The sequence below is a fragment of the Collinsella aerofaciens genome (assembly GCF_001404695.1).
Taxonomy (GTDB): domain Bacteria; phylum Actinomycetota; class Coriobacteriia; order Coriobacteriales; family Coriobacteriaceae; genus Collinsella; species Collinsella aerofaciens_E.
Genome location: NZ_CZAQ01000020.1, coordinates 1 through 24,563, shown reverse-complemented (window position 1 = coordinate 24,563; position 24,563 = coordinate 1). Strand labels below are relative to the sequence as shown.

Here is a 24,563-nt window from a genome sequence, read left to right as displayed (position 1 = left end):
TCGACAGCAACCATATTGCCTGCGGCTTACCCGGTCGGTAGCTTTTGCGGCTGCCGTCCGGGCTTTTTGATACCAACGCAAAGAAAGGCCGGCGCGCTGCGTTTAACAGCGCGCCGGCCTTATTGGTTTAGCTATCGAAGCGTTCCTGCTATGAAACGAAGTTCGTTTGCAGAATCTACGCCCGAAACGCTACATCTGCTTGCGACGACGATCGCCCAGCGTCACGCCCGCGGCAACGAGCGTAATGCCGCCGATAACGAAGACCTCGCCCGCAAGCGCAGAGTCATCACCGGTCTGGGCGAGCGCGGCAGGCGCGGCCTGTTTCTTGGCAACGGGGGCCTTTGCAGCAGCCTGCGCAACCTGAGGCTTGGCCTGCGGCTCAGCCTTGGGATGATACTTGTCGTACTCGGCCTGCGCGGCAGCCAGGGCATCCTTGGCATCGCCAAGCTCGGCAAGCGCGGCAGCATAGGCGTCGTTGGCATCGGACAGCTTGGCATCGGCATCGCTCAGAGCAGCCTTGAGGCCAGCGGCGGCATCGACGGCGGCCTTATAGCGAGCGTAGGCAGCGTTCAGCTTAACCAGCTTCTCGTTGCCCGTCGTGCCCGCGGCAAGGGATGCCTTGTGGTCGACAGCCTCAAGATCGGCCTTGAGCGCCTCGTCGTTGGCAAGCTCGGCCTTGGCCTTGACGATCTCGAGGTTCGCATCGACGACGGCTTCGTTGGCGGCCTCGAGCTGCTTCTGGGCATCGGCGACACCGGCGACGGCAGCGTCATAGGCGGCCTTGGCGTCGTCGACCGCCTTCTGGGCGCCGGCGAAGCGCTCGAAGGCCTTGTTTGCGGTGGCCAGCTCGCCCTCGGCGGCCTTGGCCTTCGCCTGTGCGTCGGACAGGGCCTGCGTCTTGGCGGCAACTGCCTGCTTGGCGTCCGAAAGAGCGGTCGCGGCATGCGCGTCTGCGGCCTGAGCCTTGTCAACGCCAGCTTGGGCAGCACCGTCGGCCTTCTTGGCCTCGCCTAGCGTGCCCTGCTTGTTCGCAAGGTCCGTATTGGCGGCATCGCGCTTGGCGGTAAGGTCCTTGACCGAAGCCGTGGCGTTGTAATACGCCTCATTGGCCTGATCGGACTTTGCCTTGGCGGCATCGCGGGCGCTGCGAGCCTTCGCCTTGTGAGCAGCGGCATCGGCTGCCTTCGTCTTGCTGTCAGCAAGCGTGGCGTTTGCCTTATCGAGAGCTGCCTGGGCAGTAGCGGCCTCGCTCTTGACGGCGTCGAGCTTGGTCTTGGGCGTCTTGACGTCGATACCCTTGAGTTTTGCTTCGGCGGCGTCATATGCCGTCTTTGCGGCGGCGGTTCCGGACTTAGCCTTCTCGTACTCGCCCTTGGCGGTGTTCATGTTCGTGTCGGCCGCGGTATAGGCGTCTTGCGCGTCTTTCTGATTATTGAGAGCGGTGAGATATGCCGTATCAGCCGTTCCCATCGCCTTCTGCGCATCTGCCAGCTTGTTCTGAAGCTGCTTCAGCTGCTCCTTCTGCTCCTGCGTGCCGCCTGCATTGTAGGCGGATTCGATGTAGTCGTTGACGAGCTTCTTGAACTCGGAGACAGTGAAATCCTTCTGCCCCGTGCTCCCGCTATAGTCGAAAACGGTTACCTCGGAATCGGTATTCTTACCGCTACCGGTCGCGATGCCGATAGCCTTCGCGCCGGCATCGATGATGTTGAGATAGTGCCCGCACTCATCGTAGATTTTGTCGTCCTTGTTGTAGTGCTGGTAGATATAGTAGGAATCATATCGATGGCTTTCAAGTGCGTCGCCATATTGCTCGACGTACTTATCGAATGCCTTTTTCTCCTGGGTGTAGAGACCGGTATATGGCCAGCCAAGCGTATCCTCGGTCTCGCCTCCGGTGTATGCTCCGCCGCCGCCTGCAAGGTTCTCACCTTGATCGAAATAGCAGTTCGAGTGATCCCAAATATTCGATGAATATGAGGCGTTGAGTGCAGCTGCTGCGGTCATGCGGAGGCTGACGCTAAGCTCCGACTGGCCGTTCGCCTTGCGGAGGTTGTTCTGGGTATCGAGGTAGGTCAGGGCGTTGCGCATCTGCTCCAAGGAGAGCGGATTGGTGTCTCGAGACATGTCCTGATCGACGTAATTATCATACCAGTCCTGTTTATCTGTCGTCCCCATGAGCATCGACGCGGCAGTGCTTGCATTCGACTTCTGCGTGGCTGTGAACTGGCTGCCGCCAATGATGTAGTTCAAGAAGCCGAACATACCCTGGTTGATGACATTCTGGTCTACGGTCATGTTCGACTTGAGGTCTGCAATCTGCTGCTCAAGAGCCTCAACCTGGGCATTAGCAGCGTCATAAGCCTTTTCCGCGGCGTTCGAAGCGGCGCAGGTTGCCTCCCACTCGCTACGCTTCTGCTTGCGAACTTCGACAAGCTTATCGTACGCGGTCTTCTTGTCGGCCTCGGTCTGCTGGGCCTGCTCGTATGCCGTCTTCGCGGCGTCACGCTTACTGGCCGCGTCCTTGTACTCCTTGTTTGCCGCATCGTATGCAGACTGGGCAGATGCCACAGCAGCGTTGGCAGCGTTGGCCTTCTCCTGCGCGGCGGTGACGGTAGTCTGCGCAGCCTGCAGGTTCGCCTGTGCAGTGGCGTCTGCAGTCGCCGCGGCATCGAGCGCGTCCTGCGCGGTCGCGAGCTCGCTGGCGGCAGTGGTCTTGGCAGCCTCGAGCGCGTTCAAATCGATACCCGTGCCCGAGGTCGCGGCATCGAGTGCAGCCTGCGCCTGGTTGAGCTTCTGCTGGGCGTTATCGCGCGCGGTGGTTGCGGCTGCGAGAGCAGCAGCAGTCTCCTGCTTCTTGGCCTGGGCAGTCGTCAAAGCTGCCTCGGTATTCTGCTTTTCCTGCTGGGCGCTGGCCTCGGCAGCCTTGGCCTGGTCCAGATTGGCCTGTGCAGTAGTAACGGCCTTATTGGCGTCATCGAGCTTTGCCTGCGCGTCCTCGACGGCCTTCTTGGCGGCCTCGTACTCGTCCATACCCATGGCCTCGAGCTTGGCCTGGGCATCGTCGAGGGCCTTCTTGGCCTCATCCTGCTTTGCCTTGGCGTCCTTGAGCGCCTGGGTCTTATCCTCGACACTCTTGTTGGCTTGATCGAGCTGATCGTTCAGGTCGCCCAGCTTCTTCTGCTGCTGCTCGGTCTTTTCGACGGCGGCTTTGAGCTCGTCAATCTTCTCCTGGAGCGCGGCGACTTCTGCTGCGTTCTGCTCGATTTCGTTGTCGCTCACAGCCTGCGAGGCCTGATTCTTTTGCTGCTGCGCCTGCTTTTGAGACTGGCCCGCCGCGTCGGCCTTCTTCTGGGCGGCATCGTAGGCGGCCTGAGCGTCCTTGAGCTGCTTTGCCGACTCCTCGGCCAGCTGGGCAGCCGTCTTTACGACCGCTTGGTTACCGGCGGCAACGGTATTCTCTACAGAACTACCCCCCCCCTGAACAGAATCGCCGTTATCGGTTGACGGTGCGGCGATTGCCGCCAGCGGCGACATGAGCGGCTGAGCGATGAGGCCCGCCGTCAAAACGGTTGCGACGGCGCGGTTGGCAACGCCCTTGACGTTGACGGCCTTGGCCCGAGGCTCAAAGTGTTGTGGACTGTAGTTTGCCATGGCTTTCTCCCTTTGACACGGATGTATCCATACGTATCAAACGGTAGCTGTCGATTTTTGAATTCTGTTGCGCAACATTGGCGACCAGCGGATTTTTTGAAATTAGCGCTCTCGTGCTTCACAATTTCGTCACATATGTAGGAGCTGGTGCATCATATTCTTGCGGGATCGAATTGAGCCTGTAATTTGCATTTGCTCCCGCGTCATCCGCCCTATCGGATTCCGCATCCAACAGACACCCCGCCCGCCACGGTGTAGAGTTAAGACAACGGGCGCGTTGCGCGGACCGCGCTGGAACGAGGTGGACATGGAACTCGACAAACAACAGATCAAGCGACTACGCGAACGCCATCACCGGCGCCACGGCATCCGCCCTGCTCATAGCGAAGCCATGGAAAACATCACCCGCTTCCTCAAGCGCGCGTCCAACATTCGCGAAGGACGCGCGCCCTATCACGTGATCCGCAAGCGTTTTGTAAACGGGGCACGCCTGACCGGCTCTCACCTGTGCATCCTCATCATCGCCATGCTCATCGCAAGCATCGGCCTCGATATCGACTCGGACATCGCCATCGTGGGCGCCATGCTCATCTGCCCGCTCATGGGCTCGGTCCTTGCCATGGCATACGGCATCGCCACGCTCGACCGCGAGATTACCGTCGAAGCCGTCGCCAGCCTTGCGCTGCAAATGGCCTTTTGCCTGGTCACCTCCACGTTGTACTTTAAGCTCTCGCCCCTTGGCGCCACCACAGCCGCCATTATCGACAACTCGACGCCCACCGTGTGGGACCTCGCTGTCGCGCTCGCCGGCGGCTTTGCGGGTGGCCTGGGCAACTCGCGCGACCAGGAACCCGCCACGCTCATCGCCGGTGTGGCCGTGGCAACCGCGCTGATGCCGCCCCTGTGCGCAGCAGGCTACGGCATCGCCATCGCAAGCGGATCGCTGTTTCTCTCGGCGCTCTACGAGTTTGGCATCAACGTCGTCTTTATCGCGCTGGCGGCCGAAGCCGTATTGCTTCTTTTGCGTGTGCCGCTCAAGCGCGACCTCAACGGCGACGGCATTGTGACCGCCGAGGAAAATGCCGAGGTCGACGAGCTGTCACGCAAGGTGCGCCGCCGCATTATTGTGGGCACGGTGATCTTTGCCATCCCCTGCATCGTTATGACCGCGGGGTCTATTGGCTCGGCGCAGGCCGGCGTGCAGGACGGCTACGGCGTCACCGAGACCACGCGCGAGCTTGCCGCGGTGCTGCCAGGCTTTAAGGATTACACCGTCGCCGTCGAGACCTCGGCTGCCGAGGGCGAGGAAGAGGGCATCGTCGAGCGCGAGGTTGTCGCCCATGTGACAACGAGCGAGGCGCTCGGGGCGCACGACCGCCACGTCGCCCGCAAACTCATCGACCTCAACGCACCCGAACTCGATCGCGTGGAGTTCGATGTGAAGTGATGCGGGACGCGAGGTGGACCCGGCACGAGAGCGCGGCCGCGGGGCACAGGCACAGCCAAGCGCGGCCCTACAGCTCGTACTTGTACACGCGGTAGATATACTTTTCGGCTTCCATCTCGTAGGTGGCGATGGGCAGTCCGCAGCGATCATCTCGTCGTTTGGCAGATAGGTCACGCTGTGCTGGCCCGCGTTGAGCGAAAAATCGCCCTGGGCTTGCAGCAGCTTGTCCTCAAAGCCCGAGCCGGCCCAAAAATCGGGCAAGCCCACGGAAGGCTGTAGCAAGGTCATTTGCGCAACATATGTCCAGCAAAAACGGGTAGTAGCCGGCACGGCTACCACCCGTTTGCCTCATATCTAGCCCAAAGCAGGCCAACTACTTCTTAATGCCGCGTCCCAGACGCTTGGCGACCGATGCAACGGCCTCCTCGCTGGCCGGTCCGCAGCTCACGCAGCCATCATGGGCACGCATCTGGCCGGTGACCTCGTCCATCGCGAGCGGCGCCACCTTCTCGAGCTTAAAGCCCTTGCCGGCGCGCATGTTTTCCTTGGCAACGCTGATCATGAGCTTAATACGGTTGAGCTGGTTGACCTCGGACGCACCAGGATCATAGTCCACCGCGACGATGTTGCTCTCGGGATGCTGGCGGCGCAGCTCCTTGATCACGGCCTTGCCCACCACGTGGTTAGGCAGGCACGCGAAGGGCTGCGTGCAGATGATGTTGGGCGCGCCGTGGTCGATCAGGTCGAGCATCTCGGCCGTGAGCAGCCAGCCCTCGCCCATGTTGTTGCACACCGAAAGCACCGTGCGGGCCTTGTCGGCCATGGTGCCGATGCGCTCGGGCGCCTCAAAGCGGCGGGACTTCTCGAGCATCTCCTCCACCGGCGTACGCATCCAGTCCACCAGCTTAATGAGCGCCTGCATGCCCGCGCGCGTAGTGGCAGAGCTTCCCAGCTCGTCCTTCTGCAGCTCGGCGTTGCTCATGGAGTACAGGAAGAAGTCGAGCAGGCCCGGCACCACGGCCTCGCAGCCCTCGCGCTCGATGACATCGACCACGTGGTTGTTGGCTGTGGGGTGGAACTTGACCAAGATCTCACCGACCACGCCCACGCGCGGCTTGGTACCCTCGCCCACGAGCGGCATAGTATCGAACGCGCGGATGGCCTCGCGGCACAGCTTGGTGTAGTTGTGGCGGTTGAACTTGGGCGCCAGCTTGCGGGCGCGCGCCATGTACTCCTCGTAGAGTGCGTTGGCGGCACCGGGCGTGGCCTCGTACGGGCGGCAGCGATAGAGCATCTGCATCATCACGTCGCCAAAGAGTACCGCGTAGACTGCCTGCTTAAGCAGCGCCGGCGTAATCTTAAAGCCGGGGTTGTCCTCGCCGAGCGCCACGGCCGAAAGCGAGATCACCGGGATCTCGGGGTGGCCGCTCTCACGCAGGGCCTTGCGGATGAGTGCGATGTAGTTGGTGGCGCGGCAGCCACCGCCGGTCTGGCTGATGACCACAGCTGTCTTGGACAGGTCGTATCGACCGCTCTCGATGGCCTCCATAATCTGGCCGGTCACCAGGATCGACGGATAGCAAATGTCATTGTTCACGTAGCGCAGACCGGCCTCAACGGCGTCGTGATCGGTCGAGGGCAGTAGCTCTAGGTTGTAGCCGGCACCGCGGAACACCTCTTTGACCAGGTCAAAGTGGATCGGCGCCATCTGCGGGCACAGGATGGTGTAGCCCTCCTCGCGCATCTGCTCGGTAAAGGGCACCTTGGGCCACGCGGTCGAGGCGCTTCCACGCTGCGCCTCGAACGTGTACTTGCGGCTCGCGAATGCGGGGGCATCCTTGGAGGGAGCCACCGGCGCAGCATCGCCCTGCTCGTAGGCCTCGCCCGCGGCTGTGGCCTCGGCCAGGCGCTCGGCCTCCTGGTCCTTAAGCGCGGCCATGAGCGAGCGGATGCGGATGCGCGCGGCACCCAGGTTGGATACCTCGTCGATCTTGAGCACGGTGTAGATCTTGCCGCTAGCTTCCAGGATCTCCTGCACCTGATCGGTGGTCAGAGCGTCCAGGCCGCAGCCGAAAGAGTTGAGCTGGATCAGGTCCAGGTCGTTGCGCATCGTCACAAAACGAGCGACGGCGTACAGGCGGCTGTGGTACATCCACTGGTCGACGACGCGGATGGGACGCTCGGGCTTCACCAGATGCGCGAGCGAATCCTCGGTAAAGACCGCAAAGCCAAAGCTCGAAATAAGCTCGGGCAGGGCGTGGTTGATCTCGGGGTCGTTGTGGTAGGGACGACCGGCGAGTACGATGCCGTGGCCGCCGTGGTCCTCGACCCACTTAAGAGCCTCCTCGCCCATGGTCTGGATGTCCTCGTGGAAGCGCGCATCGGCCTCAAAGGCAGCGTTGACGGCGGCATCGACCTCGGAGCGCGTGATCTTGGGTCCGCGCACGCGGCCGCGACCAGCCTCGGCATCGGCCACGCGGTCGACGGCGAGCACCTGGTACAGGCGGCGCTTGAGCTCGGTCTTGTCGTGATAGGGCACGAACGGGTACAGGAACTCGATGTTCTGCTCGCGGATCTCGTCGATGTTGAGCGCCAGCGCCGTGGGGTAGCTCATGACGATGGGGCAGTTATAGCAGTTGCCGGCGGTCGGATCCTCCTTGCGCTCCCAGCGCACGCACGGCATCCAGATAAAGTCGACGTCACGGTCGATGAGGTTCATCACGTGGCCGTGGCTCATCTTTGCCGGGTAGCACACGCTCTCGGACGGCATGGACTCGATGCCCGCCTGGTAGGTCTTTTTGCTCGACTGGTCGGACAGCTGCACGCTAAAGCCCAGGCGCGTAAAGAACGCGTGCCAGAAGGGATAGTTCTCGTACATGTTGAGTGCGCGCGGGATACCCACGGTGCCGCGCGGGGCCTCGTCGGGACTCAGGACCTCGCGGTTAAAGAGCAGCTCGTTTTTCTTTTTGAAGAGGTTAGGGGCCTCGGTCTTTTGCTTTTTGTGGCCGGCACCCTTCTCGCAGCGGTTGCCGGTAATGAAGCGCCTGCCGCCGCCAAAGTCGTTGACGGTGAGCTGGCAGTTGTTGGAGCAACGACCGCAGCGGACGTGCTTTTGCGTCACGGTGAGGTGCGCGATGTCCTCGGCAGAAAGAATGGTCGAGGTGCCATCGGCGCCGGCGCGATCGCGGGCGAGCAGGGCCGCACCATAGGCGCCCATGCAGCCGGCGATGTCGGGACGCACGGCGTGCACGCCGGTGAGCTGCTCAAATGCGCGCAGCGTGGCGTCGGACATAAAGGTGCCGCCCTGAACGATCACCTGACTGCCGATCTCCTTGGGGTCGCGCAGCTTAATGACCTTGAACAGGGCATTCTTGATGACGGAATAAGACAGGCCGGCCGCAATGTCGCCCACCGTGGCGCCTTCCTTTTGCGCCTGCTTGACGCGCGAGTTCATAAAGACCGTGCAGCGGCTGCCCAAATCGACCGGGGCCTTGGCATGGATGGCGGCATCGGCGAACGCGCGCACGTCCATGTTCATGGACACGGCGAAGCTCTCGATAAAGCTACCGCAGCCCGACGAGCAGGCCTCGTTGAGCATGATGTGCTCGATGACGCCGTCCTTGACGCGCAGGCACTTCATGTCCTGGCCGCCGATGTCCAGAATAAACTCGACGCCGGGCAGGAATGCCTTGGCGCCGCGCAGGTGCGCAACGGTCTCGATCTCGCCGGAATCGGCCTTGAGGGCCTCGATGAGCAGCGCCTCGCCGTAGCCCGTGGTAGTCACGTGGCCGATGGTGCAGCCGGCGGGGATGTGGTTGTAGAAATCGGCCATGATGACCTTGGCCGTGCCCAGGATGTCGCCGTTGTTGTTGCCGTACCAGGTGTGCAACAGCTGGCCGTCCTCGCCCACGAGCGCGGCCTTCATGGTGGTGGAGCCGGCGTCGATGCCGATGAACACGCGTCCGGCGTAGCCGTCGAGCTTGCCCTTGGGAACGACCTCGGTGTCGTGGCGATTCTTGAACTCAGCAAAGTCCTCATCGGTGGCAAAGAGCGGATCCAGGCGCTCGACCTCAGCACCCTGCGTGTCGCCCAAGCTGTCGATGGCCTCGATAAGCTGCGGGAACGTGCTGAGCTTGTTGGACTCGTGCGCCATGGCGGCGCCGCTCGCCACAAACAGGTGAGCGTTTTGGGGCACGATACGGTGCTCCTCGTCCAGGTTGAGCGTGAGGTAGAAGCGGTGACGCAGCTCGGAGAGGTACTGCAGCGGGCCGCCCAGGAAGGCGACGTTGCCGCGAATGGGACGGCCGCACGCCAGGCCCGAGATGGTCTGGGTCACGACGGCCTGGAAGATGGAGGCGGCCACGTCCTCGGGACGGGCACCCTCGTTGAGGAGCGGCTGCACATCGGTCTTGGCAAAGACGCCGCAGCGACTGGCGATGGGATAGATGGTGGTGGCGTTGGCCGCGAGCTCGTTGAGGCCGCTCGCGTCGGTGTGCAGCAGGGTTGCCATCTGATCGATGAACGCGCCCGTGCCGCCGGCGCAGGTACCGTTCATGCGCTGCTCGATGCCGTTGTCGAAGTAGATGATCTTGGCGTCCTCGCCGCCCAGCTCGATGGCGACGTCGGTGGCCGGGATGAGGGTCTCGACGGCGCGTTTGCTGGCGATGACCTCCTGGACAAACTCCAGCTCGAGCCACTGGGACAGTAGCAGGCCGCCCGAGCCGGTAATGGCGCAGGTCATTTGGGCCGTCGGCAGCACGGTTGCAGCACCCTCGAACAGGTCGCGGGCGCAGGCACGGACGTCGGTGTGGTGGCGCTGGTACTTGGCGTAAACGATCTGGTTGTCGTCGTTGAGCACGGCGAGCTTGACGGTGGTGGAGCCCACGTCGATGCCCAGGTGCAGGTTCCCACGAGCGTTCTCGGGGTTGAAGATCGCGCCTTCGGGGGCGTGGGCGGCGGCTACGGGCTCAGCAGCGGTAGGGGGCTCGGCGGTGAGGGACGTCTCCCCTGCCACGTTCTTGGCATCGGCAACTGCCTCGGCAACTTTCTCGACAGCCGCGGTCGCGGCCTTCTGCGCGGCGTCCATCACGGTGGGCGCGGCCTCGCGTGCGGCAGCGACCATGCGGTCCTTAATGCCCTCGACGAGTTTGCTCATTGTCTCTCCTCTTAGTTGTTGGACTCGACGGTTGCGGCGGTGTCGGCCGCGTCCTCGAGCTGCAAGTTCAATAGCTTCATGCCGTATTCCGGCACGTTGATATCGATGGGTTGGCCATACAGGTCACCAGGGCGCACAAAAGCGAGCACCGTCATAATGCGCGCCATGGCCTCGGGCGATTCGGTGAGCCCACGCTCAAACCAGCGCTGAATCATGCCAACCTCGGCACTCACGACGTAGGTGACGTAGTAGTCAAAGAACGTGCCCAGCGCCAGGCCCAAAATGCCCGTCTGCGCACGCGGCACCACAGCCTCACGCGCGGTGTCGATGATCCTTTTAATGAAGGCCTGGTCGCCGCCCGGACCCAGCAGCGCACCGATTAAGTCGCGGTTGGCCGCAAGATAACGCAGCAGCTCAACCGAACCGGGCGCCGGCTCGAGCTCGTCGATATTGTGATAGAGATCGGGCAGCTGAGCTGCGGTGATGAGCTCAATGCGCTCACGGATCTCGGCCAGCAAGCCGTCCTCGATTTGATTGATAAAGTCGGGGATATCGCGGTAGTGCGAATAGAACGTGCGGCGCGTAAGGCCGGCGCGCTCGGTGAGCGACGCGACATTAATGCGCGAAAGGTCGCCGCTTTCGGCAAGCTCGCTGGCAAGTGCCTGGCGAAGGGCACGCTGCGAGCGAAGGGACCGGCGATCGCATTTCTCGAGCTGGGACAAGCGTCCTCCTTGTTACTCAGCCTGTGCGCTATTGCACAGTGCGAGTATTATTGCACACCGTGTGCATCAACACGTAAAGGCAATATTTAGATTGTGGCAAAGGGACTGTCCCTTTGTCACATTATTCGATGACGGTGCGGGAATTCTGCTTGCGCATGGTGGCGAGCATGTGTTTGGGGACGGCGTGGGCCATGCAGCTGCCGATGGTCGCGCTCGCGGCGGCCTTAGCTGCATCGTTAGCGTTTTTGGTCGCGTAGCTGTGGCGGAAACGCTTGAGCATGGCGATGTCGTTGCCGCCGTCTCCATAGACCGCGACCTCGTCCTCGGCAATACCGTAGTAGCCCGCCAGCCAGGCCACGCTCTCGCCCTTGTTGCATGCCACGTCCGTGATCTCGAACATCACCGGATCGAACGGCGCGTTGACCACACGGTCCGAGCGCTCGGCAAGATAGGCCTTAAGGTCACGCTCCAGCTCGGGCGAGGTCACGCGACAATTGATCTTGCATACATCGTGGCGCAGGATGTCACCGATCGACTGGTCGAAATACTGCTCCTCGTGATACCCGCCGCGCGCACGCATGCCGCGCATCACGATGCGCTTGATGGGACTGTCCTTTTTAAAGCCCGCCTGATGCATCTCGAACGAACCGCTCGAGTACATGCCATCGGGCGTGGAACAATCAAAGCAAATGTCCGGGAACGCCTTGAGCAGTTCCTCAGTGACCTGCGGATCGATGGTCCAAGTCTTGAGCACCTCGCCATGGCTGTCGCGCACGATGGATCCATTGGAGCAGCAGGCGTCAAGCGCCAAGCCCGTAAAGCCATGCTCGCCGATCGGCAACGTCGAGCGTCCAGTCGCGGGAACCACGTGCAGGCCAGCCTCAGTCAGCTCGCGAATGGCGCGGCGGATGGTCCCATCCGCCTCGTGCAGGGCGTTCAGCAGCGTTCCGTCTAAGTCACTCGCGAACATCTTGATCATGGACATGCCTCTCCTTCGTCTGCCCGATATTGTAGACGAAGGAGAGGCATGTCCAAACAATGCCGTCCCGGCGCGGCGTACCACCGCCTTCACAAATTCACGGTGCCCCAGCGCGTTAAGACAATCGCCGCAATCGATTTTTCAGCCGATAAAACAGAGCCGTCGTCAACGTCAGCACCGCCAACATGGCTGCGAATACAATCGCCGGTGTCCATCGATCATATGCAACCCCGTACGTCAATTGGCCGATAGGTGTTGCGCAGGAAAGGACCATGTAAACGACCGAAAGCACTTTTCCGCAGAGCTCAGTCGGCGCTACCCGCTGAACAAACGCGATGATTTCAACCGACGTAATGCTCGCCCACACCATGACCCATGCCGAACCAACCGCAAACACGGTGAACACGCATACATCTACGCCGAACAACAGCGTAACAATAATCGGCGCGACTCCAAAACAGATCATCGCAACATATCGGCATATGCCATTGAAAGAAAAACGATGCGGCCAAATGCCGACCAAGCCACTGCCGGTAAGACCACCCAGGCCCAGAGCAACCTCAACTATCCCAACGCAGGACGATTGCATGCCGAGATGCTTTGTAACAATAATGGGAGCGCCAATCGTTAGCCCAACCAACGCAAGGTTCAAAACTGCCGCAAGCAAAATCACAGCGACCAATGATGCATTTTGCAACAGATACTGAATCGACTCCCGAAAATCGTTTCGGCATGTCGTGCGAGTCGCGCCGTCTCTCATCGTTTCAGATGAGGCGTTTTGCTTGAGTGCGACCCCAAACAAGAGAGCTGAAATCGCAAACGCCACCGACGCGGTTGTGCAAAGAGCATCGATGCCAAAGCACCCATAGACTGCCGTCCCGACCACAGGACCCAAGATATTGCTCACCATGGTCATCTGCGAAACCAATGCAGTGGCCCGCTCAACCTTCTCTTCACCCGCCATACGCACCGTCTCAATTTGGAGCATTGGCTTTAGCAGCGATTGAACACCATATTGAACACAAAGTATCGCTACTACGACGACCGCAAGAGGCAACGAGCGCTTCATGGGGATAGACAGCAGTGATGCAGTCATCAGAGCAATGCCGAGGGACACGAAGACCTCGCGGTGTCTTCCCCGATCCGCTAAGATCCCACCAGCCGGAGTTGCGAGTACGCCGGGTATGAACGCCGTCGCCACGACGGCGCCATATAACGTTGACGATCCACTGCAATCGAACAAGTAAAGTGGATACGCAAAGCACAGCGCCGACAGCATCGAATACGTGCACAGCTGCGCAACCAGAAGTTCCGCGAGCCTGATTGACCGCACTGTTTTTGATTTCAACGAGACGCCGACGTCTCTCAGCCCAGCCATAAGCCCACCCCCTATACATACCACTAGTATGTATTTAATGACTTGAAAAGGGCAGCCGTGGCTACCCTCACAAATCAATTACATACCGTTGGTATCTATATTACCACCCGGCGCGGTCCCATACGTCCCAAATCTGCGCCGTTGTCTGAAGCACTTCATTACCCAAATCGAGCCCCACCGCGGCAGCCATCTGCGCCAAACATTGTGCGCGAGCGAGCATTCGCTCCTTGGGCTCGAGCGGACGGAACAATGGCAGCAGCCAAAGATTCGCCAACAACGATACGGCCTCCGCCGCTTCGCGCGGGCATTCGCACGCAATGGAGCCGTCGGCGATGCCCTCCTCGATCACTGGCAAGAGACAGCCATCGGCCGACTCGTCAAATGAGCCCTGGTACTGCATCGCCAGTAGGCGCGAGCTTTTTACCGGATCTGCTGCAGGACGCATACGTGCCCATAGCTCAATTTGTGGAACAACGGACTCGGGAGCGTACAGTCGCTTGAGCTTTTGGGCTCCGGTCATATTACCGACGCCAAGCATCGAGCGGCGGTGCTCAACAATCGGAGTCATCGCCCGATCAAACGCGGCGTTGAAAATCTCTTCTTTGCTCTTGAAGTGGTGATAGACAGCGCCCTTGGTCATGCCGTCGAGACGGTAAACGATATCTTGAATACTCGTCCCCTCATAACCCTGTGCGCAGAATAGCTCCAGTGCCGCGTCGAGAATCTTCGCGACCGTCTCCTCGGGATATTTATTGCGACCCATAATCCGCCCATCCGCAACGCAAGTCTTGTGCCTCATTGCAGCATTTTAACGTTGCGGATGGCAGACGGTCGATTCTACACCGCGGCCGGGCCGTGTTCGCCGGTGCGAATGCGGATGACTTCTTCGACCGGCTCGACCCAAATCTTGCCGTCTCCAACGGCACCGGTGCGGGCGGCATTGCAGATGATGTCGACAATTCCGTCAACGTGCTCATCGGCGCAGATGAGGGTGAACTGCACCTTGGGGATGGTATTGACGAGCAGCTCGTTGCCGCGCACGTATTCCTTCCAGCCATGCTGTGCGCCGCAGCCCTGCACCTGGTTAATCGTCATACCGCGAACATCGGCAGCAAACAGCGCGTCTTTGAGAACCTCAAGCTTCTCCTGGCGCACGGTAGCCGTAATTTTCTTCATAGTGAATTCCTCTCTTCAATAAAAGAAATGAATTGTCCTTCACATGGCACGGGTTTTCCAGGTGCCGCAAACCAACCTCAGAAATCAAAAAGTTCAACTGACTGGTCTTAGCAGGTTTCCCAAGTGCCGCAGATTGCCGTGAAAGAGGAGCGAAGCGTACTTAAGTACGTGAGCGACGATTGAACGGCAAGGTGCGGTGCTTGGGGAAGCTGCTAATCGAGTCCGGAGAAAGAAGGATAGGCGCTCTCGCCGTGCTGGCTGGCATCCAAGCCCAGCGCCTCGTCGGCCTCGCCCACACGCAGGCTACCGTGGAACAGCGCTTTGACCACCGCGGCGATTGCCAAGTCGAGCACCAGCACAATAGCGACCGTCACCACAATGCCCAGGACCTGCGAGATGAGCAGCGACACGTCGCCCGTGTAGAACAGGCCGCCCTTACCGGTCCACGAAAGCTCCGGCACGCAGAACAGGCCCGTGAGCACGCCGCCCAAGATGCCGCCGATACCGTGGCAACCGAACGCGTCGAGCGCATCGTCGTAGCCAAACTTGGTCTTAAGATGGCTGATGGCCAGGTAACAGACGGGCGAGACGATCAGGCCCATGACCAGCGCTGCCCACGGCTCGACAAAGCCCGCACCCGGCGTGACCACCACAAGGCCCGCAACCAGACCGGTGCTGGCACCCACCAGCGTGGGGCGACCGGTGTGCACGCGCTCGACGGCAAGCCACGAGACCATGCCCGCCGCGCTGGCCGTCACGGTGTTGAGGATGGCGAGCGCCGCCACGGCGTCGGCCTTAAACTCGCTGCCGCCGTTAAAGCCAAACCAGCCAAACCAAAGCAGGCCGGCGCCCAGCGCCACAAACGGCACGTTATGCGGACGGTAGCTCATCATGCCAAAGCCGCGACGACGGCCGAGCATTAAGCAGAGAATCAGGCCCGTGAGACCGGACGAAATGTGTACCACGTCGCCGCCGGCAAAGTCGAGCGCGCCGATGATGTCGCCGATAAAGGAACCATCGCCGCCCCAAACCATGTGGGCGAGCGGCGCATAGACCACGAGCAGCCAAATGCCCAGGAAGGCCGTCATGGCACCAAACTTAACGCGGCCTGCCAGACTGCCCGTAACGATAGCGGCGGTGATCATGGCAAACGCCATCTGGAAGGCGATGTTGATGATCTGAGGGTAGACGGCACCATCCGCAGCATTGCCCTCGGCCGCCTGCAGCACCTGGTTGAGCACCGGCAGGCACAGCAGCTGGTCAAAGCCGCCAATAAACGGGTTAGAACCGTCGCCACCGTAGGCCAGCGACCAGCCGGCAACAATCCACAGCACACCAACCAGGCCAATGGCGCCAAAGCACATAAGCATGGTGTTGATGACATTTTTGCGCCTGGACAGGCCGCCATAGAAAAACGCCAGACCCGGTGTCATTAAAAACACGAGCATGGTGCAGATGAGCATAAACGTTGTCGATCCCGTATCGTACATTCGCTCCCCCTTGGTCGCATGAACGTTGTCGGCGCTCATGATGCGGCCGAGGGCCAACTGGTGTAGACCAGATACGGCGTTGTTAAACGCTGCGTTGTCGAATGGAAACGGTGCCGCAATCTTGGAAACGGCACGGCAACGGGCGCGAAACGAACGGGAAACGTGCGAACGAGAAGGGCGCGCTTGGCTCCGCTCTGGCTAGCGCCGGAACAGCTCGCGGGCTCGGTCGCGGAGGTCGGTAGCTCGGATGACGCCCTCGTAGCGATTGATGCGCAGACGCGGGAAGGCGTTAAAGAAGCGCAGGTCACGACGGCTGAGCGACACACTCGGCACCGGACGGCTCATGCGCTTGCCGGCAAGGCGACGACTGAGCGACGGACGCGGCATGCTCGGCGCGACATCGGCAACGCGGCGGGCAGCGAGCGCCAGGCCGCGAGCACCATCCGAGATAAACGTCGGCATCGAAGCCTTCTCGCGCAGGGCATCGAGCGCCGCGTCGCCCAGCTCGGCCAGCCAAGCGTTAACGGCGCGACCGCGGATATGCGTCTGCGCCACCGAGTCGATCGCCGAATCGGGAATACGTTCGAGCATAGAGTCGGAGGCGTCGGCAAGCGACTCATTGATGCGGTCGGCAAGGTCGGCACGCACACGCTCAAGCTGATCGGACAGGCGGCGCCAGCTGGCCAACGAGCACACCGCATCGACCATCATCGCGACCGCGACGATAAAGGCGGACAGCCGCACAATCAGCACCGGCAGATGGCCAAGCAGCCCCAGCAATGCCGGCTCCACTAAACGGCAAATACACAACGCACCCAAGCCAAACGCGCAGGCCCAGTACAGGCAGATGCGTCCGTGCAGGTTAAACGGCAGATGCGAGTAATCCCAAAACCGGGCACCCGTCGTTTTTTCCAACAGCACGCCCACACTATATTCGATCACGCTGCATACGAGCGCGGCAGCGACAAACTGGCTCGAGGCGTCTGGGATTCCACGCAGCAGCAACCAGCACGCGATGCCGCCCGCACCGTAGATGGGACAACACGGCCCTAGCAAAAAGCCGCTGTTGGCAAAGCGTCCGTGGTTGAGCATGGCGCAGACTGTCGACTCCCATACCCAGCCGCAAAAACCGTAGAAGGCAAACGAGAGTACCAGCGCCGAGAGCGGACAGGCGGCAAGCGTCGCGCCGTCAAATGCCATGTCGATCGCGGTTCCCACCGTCTACCCTCTCCTCTTTTCGTTCGATTCGCTGCTCACGTCATCGTCCGCCCTGTCTTTGCGCGGCAGACGGCCGGCAATCGTCTCGCGCAGCGCGCACCATTTATCCGCCAGGCACACAATCCATGCCTCGCGACACGTCGGCGGCACCGGTACCAGCGGAAACATATGGCGCGCGATGATATTCCGCTCGCGCGACGTCAGCTCATAATCCTCTTCGGCACGCGCCAGGGCAAAAAACGGATGCCGAAAGCCATGCAGTCGATGGCTTGGGTCGGGATCGTGCCAGTCATAGAGAAAGTAATCGTGCAGCAGGGCCCCGCGCAGCAGCGACAAGCGGTCGACGGAGATACCGACGCGGCCCAGGCGCTCGGCAAAGGACAGACTTGCCCGCGCCACCGAGGTCACATGCGTATACACCGTCACATCGCCATGCTGGATAAACTCGCGCGTCAGGTCCAAACGGCCCTCCTGTGCCAGTTGACGGGCAGCATGGTCTACTTCGCACGCGATTTTCTCGGCACGAACGGTATCGGACATGCGGCCTCCTTCCGGCGGCGCTCGGCGGCAAGCCACAGCCTGCACGCAATGAATAAAATCATCATGGAACTTATCAGTATGGCATCGGACAAAACGTTTTGCCCCACCAGTTGGCGAATTACCGCGCCGCCGTCACATATCAAACGCCAAAATGTGCGAGACTGTCTTGTGCAATTGTGCCGGCCGAGGGAGTGCCGGCGCACGATTCGCATGGAGTAACCCACAACGATGCTGCTTACGCAAACGACAACGCCCGAGGACGTCAAGGCTCTCGATCGCGCCGAGCTTCCGCTGCTCTGCGGCGAGATCCGCCACGCCATCCTCGAAAGCTCCGCCGCCGTCGGCGGGCACGTTGCCCCCAACCTGGGCGTCGTTGAGCTTACGGTCGCGCTCCATCGCGTGTTTAACTCCCCCACCGACAAAATTGTCTTTGACGTGTCACACCAGACCTATGCCCACAAGGCGCTGACTGGGCGCGCGTACACTTATATCGACCCGGCACGCTACGGCGAGGCCTCTGGCTTTGCCAATCCCAACGAGTCCGAACACGACCTGTTTGCCATGGGGCACACCTCCACATCGGTGAGCCTGGGCTGCGGCTTGGCGCACGCTCGTGACCTGGCGGGCGATGCGTACAACGTCATCACCATCATTGGCGACGGTTCGCTTTCGGGCGGTCTGGCGTTTGAGGGCTTCAACAATGCCGCCGAGCTCGACAGCAACTTGATCATCGTCGTCAATGACAACGACCAGTCCATTGCCGAGAACCATGGCGGCCTGTATCGCAATCTGGCCGAGCTGCGCGCCAGCAACGGCACCTGTGAGCGCAACGTTTTCCGCGCGATGGGGCTCGACTACCGCTATCTGGACGCCGGTAACGATGTGTTGGCCCTAGTCGACGTGCTGCAGGAACTGCGCGATATCGATCATCCCATCGTGCTGCACGTCTCCACCGCGAAGGGCAAGGGCTTTGAGCCGGCCCAGAGCGACCCCGAGCGCTGGCATCATGTAGGTCCGTTTGACATGGCGACTGGGCGCAAGCTCTGCCCGGGCCATCCGAGCGAGCCTGCGCCGCGCACCTATGCCGACATTACGGGCGAGGCCCTGAGCGCTGCCATAGAGCGCGATCCGCAGGTTGTGGGCATCACGGCCGCAACGCCCTACATCATGGGCTTTACGCCCGAGCTTCGCGCCGCGGCAGGCAAGCAGTTTGTTGACGTGGGCATTGCCGAGGAGCACGCCGTGACCTTTGCCACCGCGCTTGCGCGCTCGGGCGCCAAGCCAGTCTTTGGTGTGTACGGCACGTTTTTGCAGCGCGCCTACGACGAGCTGTGGCACGACCTGTGCCTCAACGACGCCCCGGCGACCATTTTGGTGTTTGGTGCGTCGATCTTTGGCACCACGTCCGAGACGCACCTCTCGTTCTTTGATATTTCCATGCTGGGCGGTCTTCCCAACATGCACTACTTGGCGCCGGCCTGCATGGAGGAATATCTGTCCATGCTGAGCTGGTCGCTCGACCACCGCGAGCATCCCGTGGCGATTCGTGTACCGGGCATCGGCCTGGTAAGCCGCCCCGACCTTGCGCCTGCCGAAGACACCGACTACAGCGCCGTTCGCTACAACGTGGTGCGCCAGGGTCGAGACGTAGCAGTGCTCGCGCTCGGCGATTTCTTTGAGCTGGGCGAGCGCGTGGCAAACCGTCTGACCGCCGAGTACGGCATCGAGGCCACGCTTGTCAACCCGCGCTATGCAACCGAGCTCGACCGCGAGTTCCTCGACAGTCTTGCCGCCGAGCATCGCGTTGTCGTCACTCTCGAGGACGGCATCTTGGACGGTGGCTGGGGCGAGCGTGTCGCGTGCTACTTGGCCTGCACGCCCGTGCGCACGCGCACCTTTGGCATCGCCAAGGGCTTCCCCGACCGCTACGACCCCAACGAGTTGCTCGCTCAGAACGGCATGACGGTCGAGAACATGGCCGCCGAGGCCGTAAGGCTACTGAACGAGTAAAAAACCTCCGCAAGGGAAGCACCCATGCGGAGGTTTTTATTTTCGCGGCGCGAAAAACGAATAACCGTTCATACGCGATCTCCTTACTTATATATGTGTCGCGTTGCCGCCATTATAGCGACCGCCGCGAGCGACCACGCCGTCCGCGAAACGCCGTCTCAGCAGCAATAACCGACGTTTTCCCAGATAAAACCTACCAAAATAGACCTGTCCCTTTTTGGTAGGTAGAATAACCTATAAGACAAGTATGTTTCTGAGTTATTTCGTGTTGACCCATTTGAGCGGGATGGGGTATAACTCTACTCAACCGCTAGGGATTTTATTGAGAAAGGTGTTCTCCTATGAGCAAGAACCTCTCCCAGCAGGTCGTTCTCGACCGCCGCGGCTTCGTTGCCGCCACCTTCGCAACCGTCGCCGGCCTTGGTCTTGCCGGCTGCTCTGACACCAGCGCCGAGGCTGACAAGGGTTCCGCCGCTGGCTCCTCCAAGAGCTCCGAAGATACCGAGGCTTCCACCATACTCGATGCCAAGGCATTCGACAAACTCGTCGACAACGGCCCCAAGGCCGATGACGACGCCATCGCCGCCAGCACCTGGGCCACGGCCGTCAAGGACGCCGGCGTCTTTAAGATCGGTGGCGTTCAGACCTCCACACTCTTCTCTCTCCTCAACGAGAAAGACGGTCAGACCCGCGGCTTCGATGCCGGCATCGCGCAGCTTCTGTCCAACTACATTCTGGGCGAGAACAAGGTCGAGATCACCCAGGTGACCTCGGACACGCGCGAGTCCGTCCTGCAGAACGGCCAGGTCGACGCTGTCTTTGCCACCTACACCATCACTGACGAGCGCAAGAAGCTCGTCTCCTTCGCCGGTCCCTACTACTACACCCAGCAGGCTATCCTGGTGCTCGCCGACAACGACGACATCAAGAGCGTCGACGACCTGGCCGACAAGAACGTCGCCGTCCAGTCCGGCTCCAACGGCCCCGCCATCCTGGAGGAGTTCGCCCCCAAGGCCAGCCAACAGGAGTTCAAGACCGACGAGGAGGCCCGCCAGGCACTTCAGCAGGGCCGCGTTGACGCCTACGTCATCGACAACAACATGCAGCAGAGCGCCCTGGTCCGCGAGCCCGGTAAGTACAAGATTGCCGGCAAGCCCTTCGGCAGCAAGGAGCCCTATGGCATTGGCCTGCCACTCGATTCCGACGGCGTCGCCTTTGTCAACGACTTCCTTAAGAAGATCGAGGATGACGGCACCTGGACCGAGCTGTGGCAGATCTGCATTGGCGACCGTACGGGCGACACCAATGTTCCCGAGCTGCCCGAGATCGGCGCCTAGGCAGCGACCCTAGTAACGGCCGCTACGAAACCATACGGAAACGCACGATGCGCTTTATTGCGCTAAACTGTTTCCTCACTGAGTTGTCGGGGCTTCCGTACACACGGGAGCCCCTTTCCTTACCGGCGGGAGGTCCGCATGAGTCTCTCCGAGCTCTGGTCGCTCTATGGCCAGAACTATATCGACGCGCTGCTAGCAACCTGGGGCATGACGCTTGAGTCGTTTGCCATCGCCATGGTGCTGGCCGTCGCCGTCACTGTGATGCGCGTGTCGCCGCTCAAGCCGCTGCGCGTCTTTGGCGACCTGTATGTCCAGGTCTTCCGTAACATCCCCGGCATTGCGCTGCTCATCATCGTCGTCTATGCGCTGCCGCCGCTCAAGGTCGTCCTGCCCTACCGCACCTGCGTTATCGTCGCCACGGTGTTGCTGGGCTCGGCATTTGGCTCCGAGAACTTTATGAGCGGCATCAACACCGTCGGTGTCGGCCAGGTGGAAGCCGCCCGTTCGCTCGGCATGAGCTTCAGCCGTATCCTCGCCAAGATCGTGATTCCGCAGGCGCTGCGCTCGAGTGTGCTGCCCATGACCAACCTCTTTATCGCCGTCATGCTCACCACCGCGCTCGGCAGTCAGGTGCCACTTAAACCGCAGGAGCTCACCGGCGTGGTGAGCTACATCAACACGCGCTCGCTCGGCGGCGTCGCCGCGTTCTTTATCTCGGCACTCGGCTACCTGGGCACGGCCTTTGTGGTGAGCCACATTGGCAACTATATCGATAAGAAGGTGAGGATCCTCCGATGAGCAAGCACTCCACCTCCGCGCTCACCATGCGCGATGCGCTCTACGAGGCTCCCGGCCCCAAGATGCGCACCAAGATTCGCGTCGGCACCGCCATCTCACTTGTTGCCGTGGCCGCGCTCGTCGTCCTCGTACTGCAGCGCTTTTACGTGACCGGTCAGCTTTCGGTCCACTATTGGTATTTCTTTACGCACCTCACCACCTGGAAATTCTTGCTCGCCGGTTTTGAGGGCACCGTTAAAGTCGCACTCACCGCCGGCGCCATCGCGCTGGTACTGGGTCTGGCCCTCATGCTCGGCCGCACGAGCGACATCAAGCCGCTGCAGCTGGCCTGCCGCGTGCTCACCGATTTCTTCCGTGGCGTGCCGAGCCTGCTGTTCATCTACTTCTTCTTTTTGGTGCTGCCCCAGTACAAGATCGCACTGCCGTCGTTTTGGATGCTCACGCTTCCCGTCGCGCTCGCGGCGGCCGGCGTACTGGCCGAGATCTTCCGTGCCGGCGTCAACGCCGTGCCGCGCGGTCAGGTCGAGGCCGCCCAGGCACTCGGTCTCTCCAAGGCTAAAATCACCTTTAAAATCGTTTTGCCGCAGGCGATTCGCTTTATCATTCCGTCGTTGATTTCGCAGCTCGTGGTCGTAGTCAAAGACACCACCGTCGCCTACGTGGTAAGCTACCCCGACCTCATGCAAAATGCCCGCGTGCTCATTACCAACTACGACGCCCTCGTGTCGGTCTACCTGGTTATCGCGGTCATCTACATCCTCATCAACGTCGCGATCAACAAGGCCGCTGTCTACGTTTCGCACAAGACCGGCGCGACCATCATCCGCTAACGCTTTACCATTTCGAGTCATAAGGAGCCGAGCACCATGGCACAGAGCACCTCTTCCACCGGCAATCAGCCGCTGATCGAGCTCAGACACGTCGATAAGCACTACGGCGACCTGCACGTCCTCAACGACATCAATCTCTCGGTCGACCGTGGCGAGGTCGTCGTCGTGATCGGCCCCTCGGGCTCGGGCAAGTCGACCATGTGCCGAACCATCAACCGCCTGGAAACCATCGACTCGGGCGAGATCCTCATCGAGGGCGAGCCCCTGCCGCAGGAAGGCAAGGATCTTGCCCGCATGCGCGCCGAGCTGGGCATGGTGTTTCAGCAGTTCAACTTGTTCGCACATATGACCGTACTGCAGAACGTCATGCTGGGGCCGGTCGACGTGCTGGGCGTGTCCAAGGAGGAGGCTCGTGAGCGCGCCATGGACCTGCTGGGCCGCGTGGGCGTTGCCGAGCAGGCCGATAAGGTGCCCGCACAGCTCTCGGGCGGCCAGCAGCAGCGCGTAGCCATCGCCCGTTCGCTCGCGATGCAGCCCAAGGCCATGCTCTTTGACGAGCCCACGAGCGCCCTCGATCCCGAAATGATCAACGAGGTGCTCGAGGTCATGGTCCGTCTGGCCCAGCAGGGCATGACGATGATCGTGATTACGCACGAGATGAACTTTGCCCGCCGCGTGGCCGACCGCGTCGTGTTTATGGCCGACGGCCAGATCGTGGAAACCGGCACGCCCGACGGGTTCTTCGACCACCCCAAGACCCAACGCGCCCAGGACTTCCTCAACTCCATCAAGGGCCACTAACCCAATTGCCACGCGGGGCAAATTCATCAACAGCGTTTGCCCCGCGCCGCCCTGCGCCATGTCCACCCGGATTCGAAAGCCACGCCCATGATTGGAACCCGCACCTCATCGTCCTATACCCCGCACGTCGACATCGATCCCGCCGACCGCCCGCTTATCCTGGTGGCGCCACGCTGGGAAGAAGCGAAGCCCTTTTTGAGCGAGACACTCTCCCCCAACGAGGAGATCGCGAGCGTCTTTGTCGACGCTATTCTTGCCGCCGGCGGCCTGCCGCTGCAGATGTCTATTACCGAAGACACTGATGTCATCCGTCATTACGTGGAAATCGCCGACGGTATCGCCATTCCTGGCGGCCCGGACGTCAACCCCAAGCGCTGGGGCGACGAGCGTCCTTACGACCCCACGCTGTGCTGCGAGATTCGCGACCGTTTTGAGTTTAAGCTCGTCAACGAGGTGCTTCGCGCCAAGAAGCCGCTCTTTACCACCTGCCGCGGCACGCAGCTGCTCAACGTCGCCACCGGCGGCACCCTGTGCATGGACGTGCCGAGCCTGGGTGCGCGCGAGGGTCGCACGCAGTGGCGCCATACCCATGTGCTCAACGACCCCGTGCACCCGGTCGAAGTCGTTCCGGGCTCGCTGCTGGAGCGCGCGCTTGGCGGACACAGGCTGATCCAAACCAACTCCGCACACCACTGCTGCGTCGATCGTCTGGGTAAGAGCACGCGTTTGGTCGCCAAGGCAACCGACGGCGTTCCCGAGTGCATCGAGGTCGAAGGCCAGCCATTCTGCTTGGGCGTGCAATGGCATCCCGAGTACACGTGGAAGACGCTCGAGACCGACTTTAACCTGTGGAAGTCGTTTGTCGAGGCGGCGGCAAAGGTTAAGCAGGCCCGCTAGTTTACGAACCACACAGGCTAAAGCCTCACATCATACTAGGGGGGTGTTCCTATAGTTTTGTCAACTGGGAAATGCTCTCCGTGCGACCGAATCGCGGCATGCTGACGCCAAGCCATTAGGCCGGTGGGCTT

At 61.1% G+C, this 24,563-nt stretch carries 17 protein-coding genes; 7 read left to right on the top strand and 10 right to left on the bottom strand.

What is annotated here, in order from left to right:
* Nucleotides 1-189: 189 nt before the first annotated feature.
* Nucleotides 190-3,654, bottom strand: a complete 3,465-nt coding sequence (locus AQ996_RS06205) for a CAP domain-containing protein (protein WP_055251982.1) — start codon at nucleotides 3,652-3,654, stop codon at nucleotides 190-192.
* Between the two features lie 307 nt (nucleotides 3,655-3,961).
* On the opposite strand from AQ996_RS06205, the gene AQ996_RS06200 reads away from it, so the two are divergent.
* Nucleotides 3,962-5,101, top strand: coding sequence for a DUF389 domain-containing protein (locus tag AQ996_RS06200; RefSeq protein ID WP_055251980.1), 1,140 nt, complete (start codon nucleotides 3,962-3,964; stop codon nucleotides 5,099-5,101).
* Between the two features lie 373 nt (nucleotides 5,102-5,474).
* Here the strand turns inward: AQ996_RS06200 and AQ996_RS06195 are convergent, their stop codons facing one another.
* The 9 genes from AQ996_RS06195 to AQ996_RS06155 all read right to left on the bottom strand — a co-directional run bounded on the left by AQ996_RS06195 (nucleotide 5,475) and on the right by AQ996_RS06155 (nucleotide 17,759).
* Complete coding sequence (locus AQ996_RS06195; protein WP_148315870.1) at nucleotides 5,475-10,256, bottom strand: 2-hydroxyacyl-CoA dehydratase; 4,782 nt, start codon at nucleotides 10,254-10,256, stop codon at nucleotides 5,475-5,477.
* Between the two features lie 11 nt (nucleotides 10,257-10,267).
* On the bottom strand, nucleotides 10,268-10,978 hold the full coding sequence (locus AQ996_RS06190; RefSeq protein ID WP_040358972.1) for a TetR/AcrR family transcriptional regulator: 711 nt from the start codon (nucleotides 10,976-10,978) through the stop codon (nucleotides 10,268-10,270).
* 121 nt (nucleotides 10,979-11,099) lie between these two features.
* Nucleotides 11,100-11,963 carry an HAD-IIB family hydrolase gene (locus tag AQ996_RS06185; protein ID WP_316242508.1) on the bottom strand — a complete coding sequence of 288 codons (864 nt, stop codon included), beginning with the start codon at nucleotides 11,961-11,963 and terminating at the stop codon, nucleotides 11,100-11,102.
* 109 nt (nucleotides 11,964-12,072) lie between these two features.
* The gene (locus AQ996_RS06180; RefSeq protein WP_055251977.1) at nucleotides 12,073-13,335 is read right to left on the bottom strand and encodes an MFS transporter; all 1,263 of its coding nucleotides are present in this window, start codon (nucleotides 13,333-13,335) and stop codon (nucleotides 12,073-12,075) included.
* Between the two features lie 100 nt (nucleotides 13,336-13,435).
* Nucleotides 13,436-14,098, bottom strand: coding sequence for a TetR/AcrR family transcriptional regulator (locus AQ996_RS06175; protein WP_055251975.1), 663 nt, complete (start codon nucleotides 14,096-14,098; stop codon nucleotides 13,436-13,438).
* Nucleotides 14,099-14,172: 74 nt separating this feature from the next.
* Nucleotides 14,173-14,511 carry a P-II family nitrogen regulator gene (locus AQ996_RS06170; protein WP_055251973.1) on the bottom strand — a complete coding sequence of 113 codons (339 nt, stop codon included), beginning with the start codon at nucleotides 14,509-14,511 and terminating at the stop codon, nucleotides 14,173-14,175.
* Between the two features lie 212 nt (nucleotides 14,512-14,723).
* Entirely contained in the window at nucleotides 14,724-16,001 is a 1,278-nt protein-coding gene (locus AQ996_RS06165; protein ID WP_055251971.1) for an ammonium transporter, read from the bottom strand.
* Nucleotides 16,002-16,199: 198 nt separating this feature from the next.
* Nucleotides 16,200-17,219 (bottom strand): putative ABC transporter permease, encoded by a 1,020-nt coding sequence (locus AQ996_RS06160; RefSeq protein ID WP_233505172.1) that lies wholly within the window; start codon nucleotides 17,217-17,219, stop codon nucleotides 16,200-16,202.
* Nucleotides 17,220-17,222: 3 nt separating this feature from the next.
* Nucleotides 17,223-17,759: an HD domain-containing protein gene (locus AQ996_RS06155; protein WP_055251969.1), complete on the bottom strand. Its 537-nt coding sequence runs from the start codon at nucleotides 17,757-17,759 to the stop codon at nucleotides 17,223-17,225.
* A gap of 228 nt (nucleotides 17,760-17,987) precedes the next feature.
* Here AQ996_RS06155 and AQ996_RS06150 point away from each other — a divergent pair, with 228 nt between their 5' ends.
* From AQ996_RS06150 to AQ996_RS06125, 6 genes are all read left to right on the top strand, one after another.
* The gene (locus AQ996_RS06150; RefSeq protein WP_055251968.1) at nucleotides 17,988-19,769 is read left to right on the top strand and encodes a 1-deoxy-D-xylulose-5-phosphate synthase; all 1,782 of its coding nucleotides are present in this window, start codon (nucleotides 17,988-17,990) and stop codon (nucleotides 19,767-19,769) included.
* A 341-nt stretch (nucleotides 19,770-20,110) separates the two neighbouring features.
* Complete coding sequence (locus tag AQ996_RS06145; RefSeq protein WP_055251966.1) at nucleotides 20,111-21,106, top strand: glutamate ABC transporter substrate-binding protein; 996 nt, start codon at nucleotides 20,111-20,113, stop codon at nucleotides 21,104-21,106.
* A gap of 138 nt (nucleotides 21,107-21,244) precedes the next feature.
* Complete coding sequence (locus AQ996_RS06140) at nucleotides 21,245-21,904, top strand: amino acid ABC transporter permease (protein WP_022094657.1); 660 nt, start codon at nucleotides 21,245-21,247, stop codon at nucleotides 21,902-21,904.
* Nucleotides 21,901-22,734, top strand: a complete 834-nt coding sequence (locus AQ996_RS06135) for an amino acid ABC transporter permease (RefSeq protein ID WP_055251964.1) — start codon at nucleotides 21,901-21,903, stop codon at nucleotides 22,732-22,734. Before AQ996_RS06140 ends, AQ996_RS06135 begins: the two co-directional genes overlap by 4 nt.
* Before the next feature lie 36 nt (nucleotides 22,735-22,770).
* Nucleotides 22,771-23,535, top strand: coding sequence for an amino acid ABC transporter ATP-binding protein (locus AQ996_RS06130; protein ID WP_055251962.1), 765 nt, complete (start codon nucleotides 22,771-22,773; stop codon nucleotides 23,533-23,535).
* Nucleotides 23,536-23,622: 87 nt separating this feature from the next.
* A complete protein-coding gene (locus AQ996_RS06125) occupies nucleotides 23,623-24,432 on the top strand; it encodes a gamma-glutamyl-gamma-aminobutyrate hydrolase family protein (RefSeq protein WP_055251960.1) in 810 nt (269 codons plus the stop codon).
* Nucleotides 24,433-24,563 lie beyond the last annotated feature (131 nt).

Bases quoted from the DNA above. Each gene is read 5' to 3' on its own strand.
- AQ996_RS06130 (WP_055251962.1), top strand. From the start codon at position 22,771: ATGGCACAGAGCACCTCTTCCACCGGCAATCAGCCGCTGATCGAGCTC.
- AQ996_RS06180 (WP_055251977.1), bottom strand. From the start codon at position 13,335: ATGGCTGGGCTGAGAGACGTCGGCGTCTCGTTGAAATCAAAAACAGTG.
- AQ996_RS06140 (WP_022094657.1), top strand. From the start codon at position 21,245: ATGAGTCTCTCCGAGCTCTGGTCGCTCTATGGCCAGAACTATATCGAC.
- AQ996_RS06185 (WP_316242508.1), bottom strand. From the start codon at position 11,963: ATGTCCATGATCAAGATGTTCGCGAGTGACTTAGACGGAACGCTGCTG.
- AQ996_RS06170 (WP_055251973.1), bottom strand. From the start codon at position 14,511: ATGAAGAAAATTACGGCTACCGTGCGCCAGGAGAAGCTTGAGGTTCTC.
- AQ996_RS06205 (WP_055251982.1), bottom strand. From the start codon at position 3,654: ATGGCAAACTACAGTCCACAACACTTTGAGCCTCGGGCCAAGGCCGTC.
- AQ996_RS06200 (WP_055251980.1), top strand. From the start codon at position 3,962: ATGGAACTCGACAAACAACAGATCAAGCGACTACGCGAACGCCATCAC.
- AQ996_RS06150 (WP_055251968.1), top strand. From the start codon at position 17,988: ATGCTGCTTACGCAAACGACAACGCCCGAGGACGTCAAGGCTCTCGAT.
- AQ996_RS06175 (WP_055251975.1), bottom strand. From the start codon at position 14,098: ATGGGTCGCAATAAATATCCCGAGGAGACGGTCGCGAAGATTCTCGAC.
- AQ996_RS06195 (WP_148315870.1), bottom strand. From the start codon at position 10,256: ATGAGCAAACTCGTCGAGGGCATTAAGGACCGCATGGTCGCTGCCGCA.
- AQ996_RS06145 (WP_055251966.1), top strand. From the start codon at position 20,111: ATGAGCAAGAACCTCTCCCAGCAGGTCGTTCTCGACCGCCGCGGCTTC.
- AQ996_RS06125 (WP_055251960.1), top strand. From the start codon at position 23,623: ATGATTGGAACCCGCACCTCATCGTCCTATACCCCGCACGTCGACATC.
- AQ996_RS06165 (WP_055251971.1), bottom strand. From the start codon at position 16,001: ATGTACGATACGGGATCGACAACGTTTATGCTCATCTGCACCATGCTC.
- AQ996_RS06135 (WP_055251964.1), top strand. From the start codon at position 21,901: ATGAGCAAGCACTCCACCTCCGCGCTCACCATGCGCGATGCGCTCTAC.
- AQ996_RS06155 (WP_055251969.1), bottom strand. From the start codon at position 17,759: ATGTCCGATACCGTTCGTGCCGAGAAAATCGCGTGCGAAGTAGACCAT.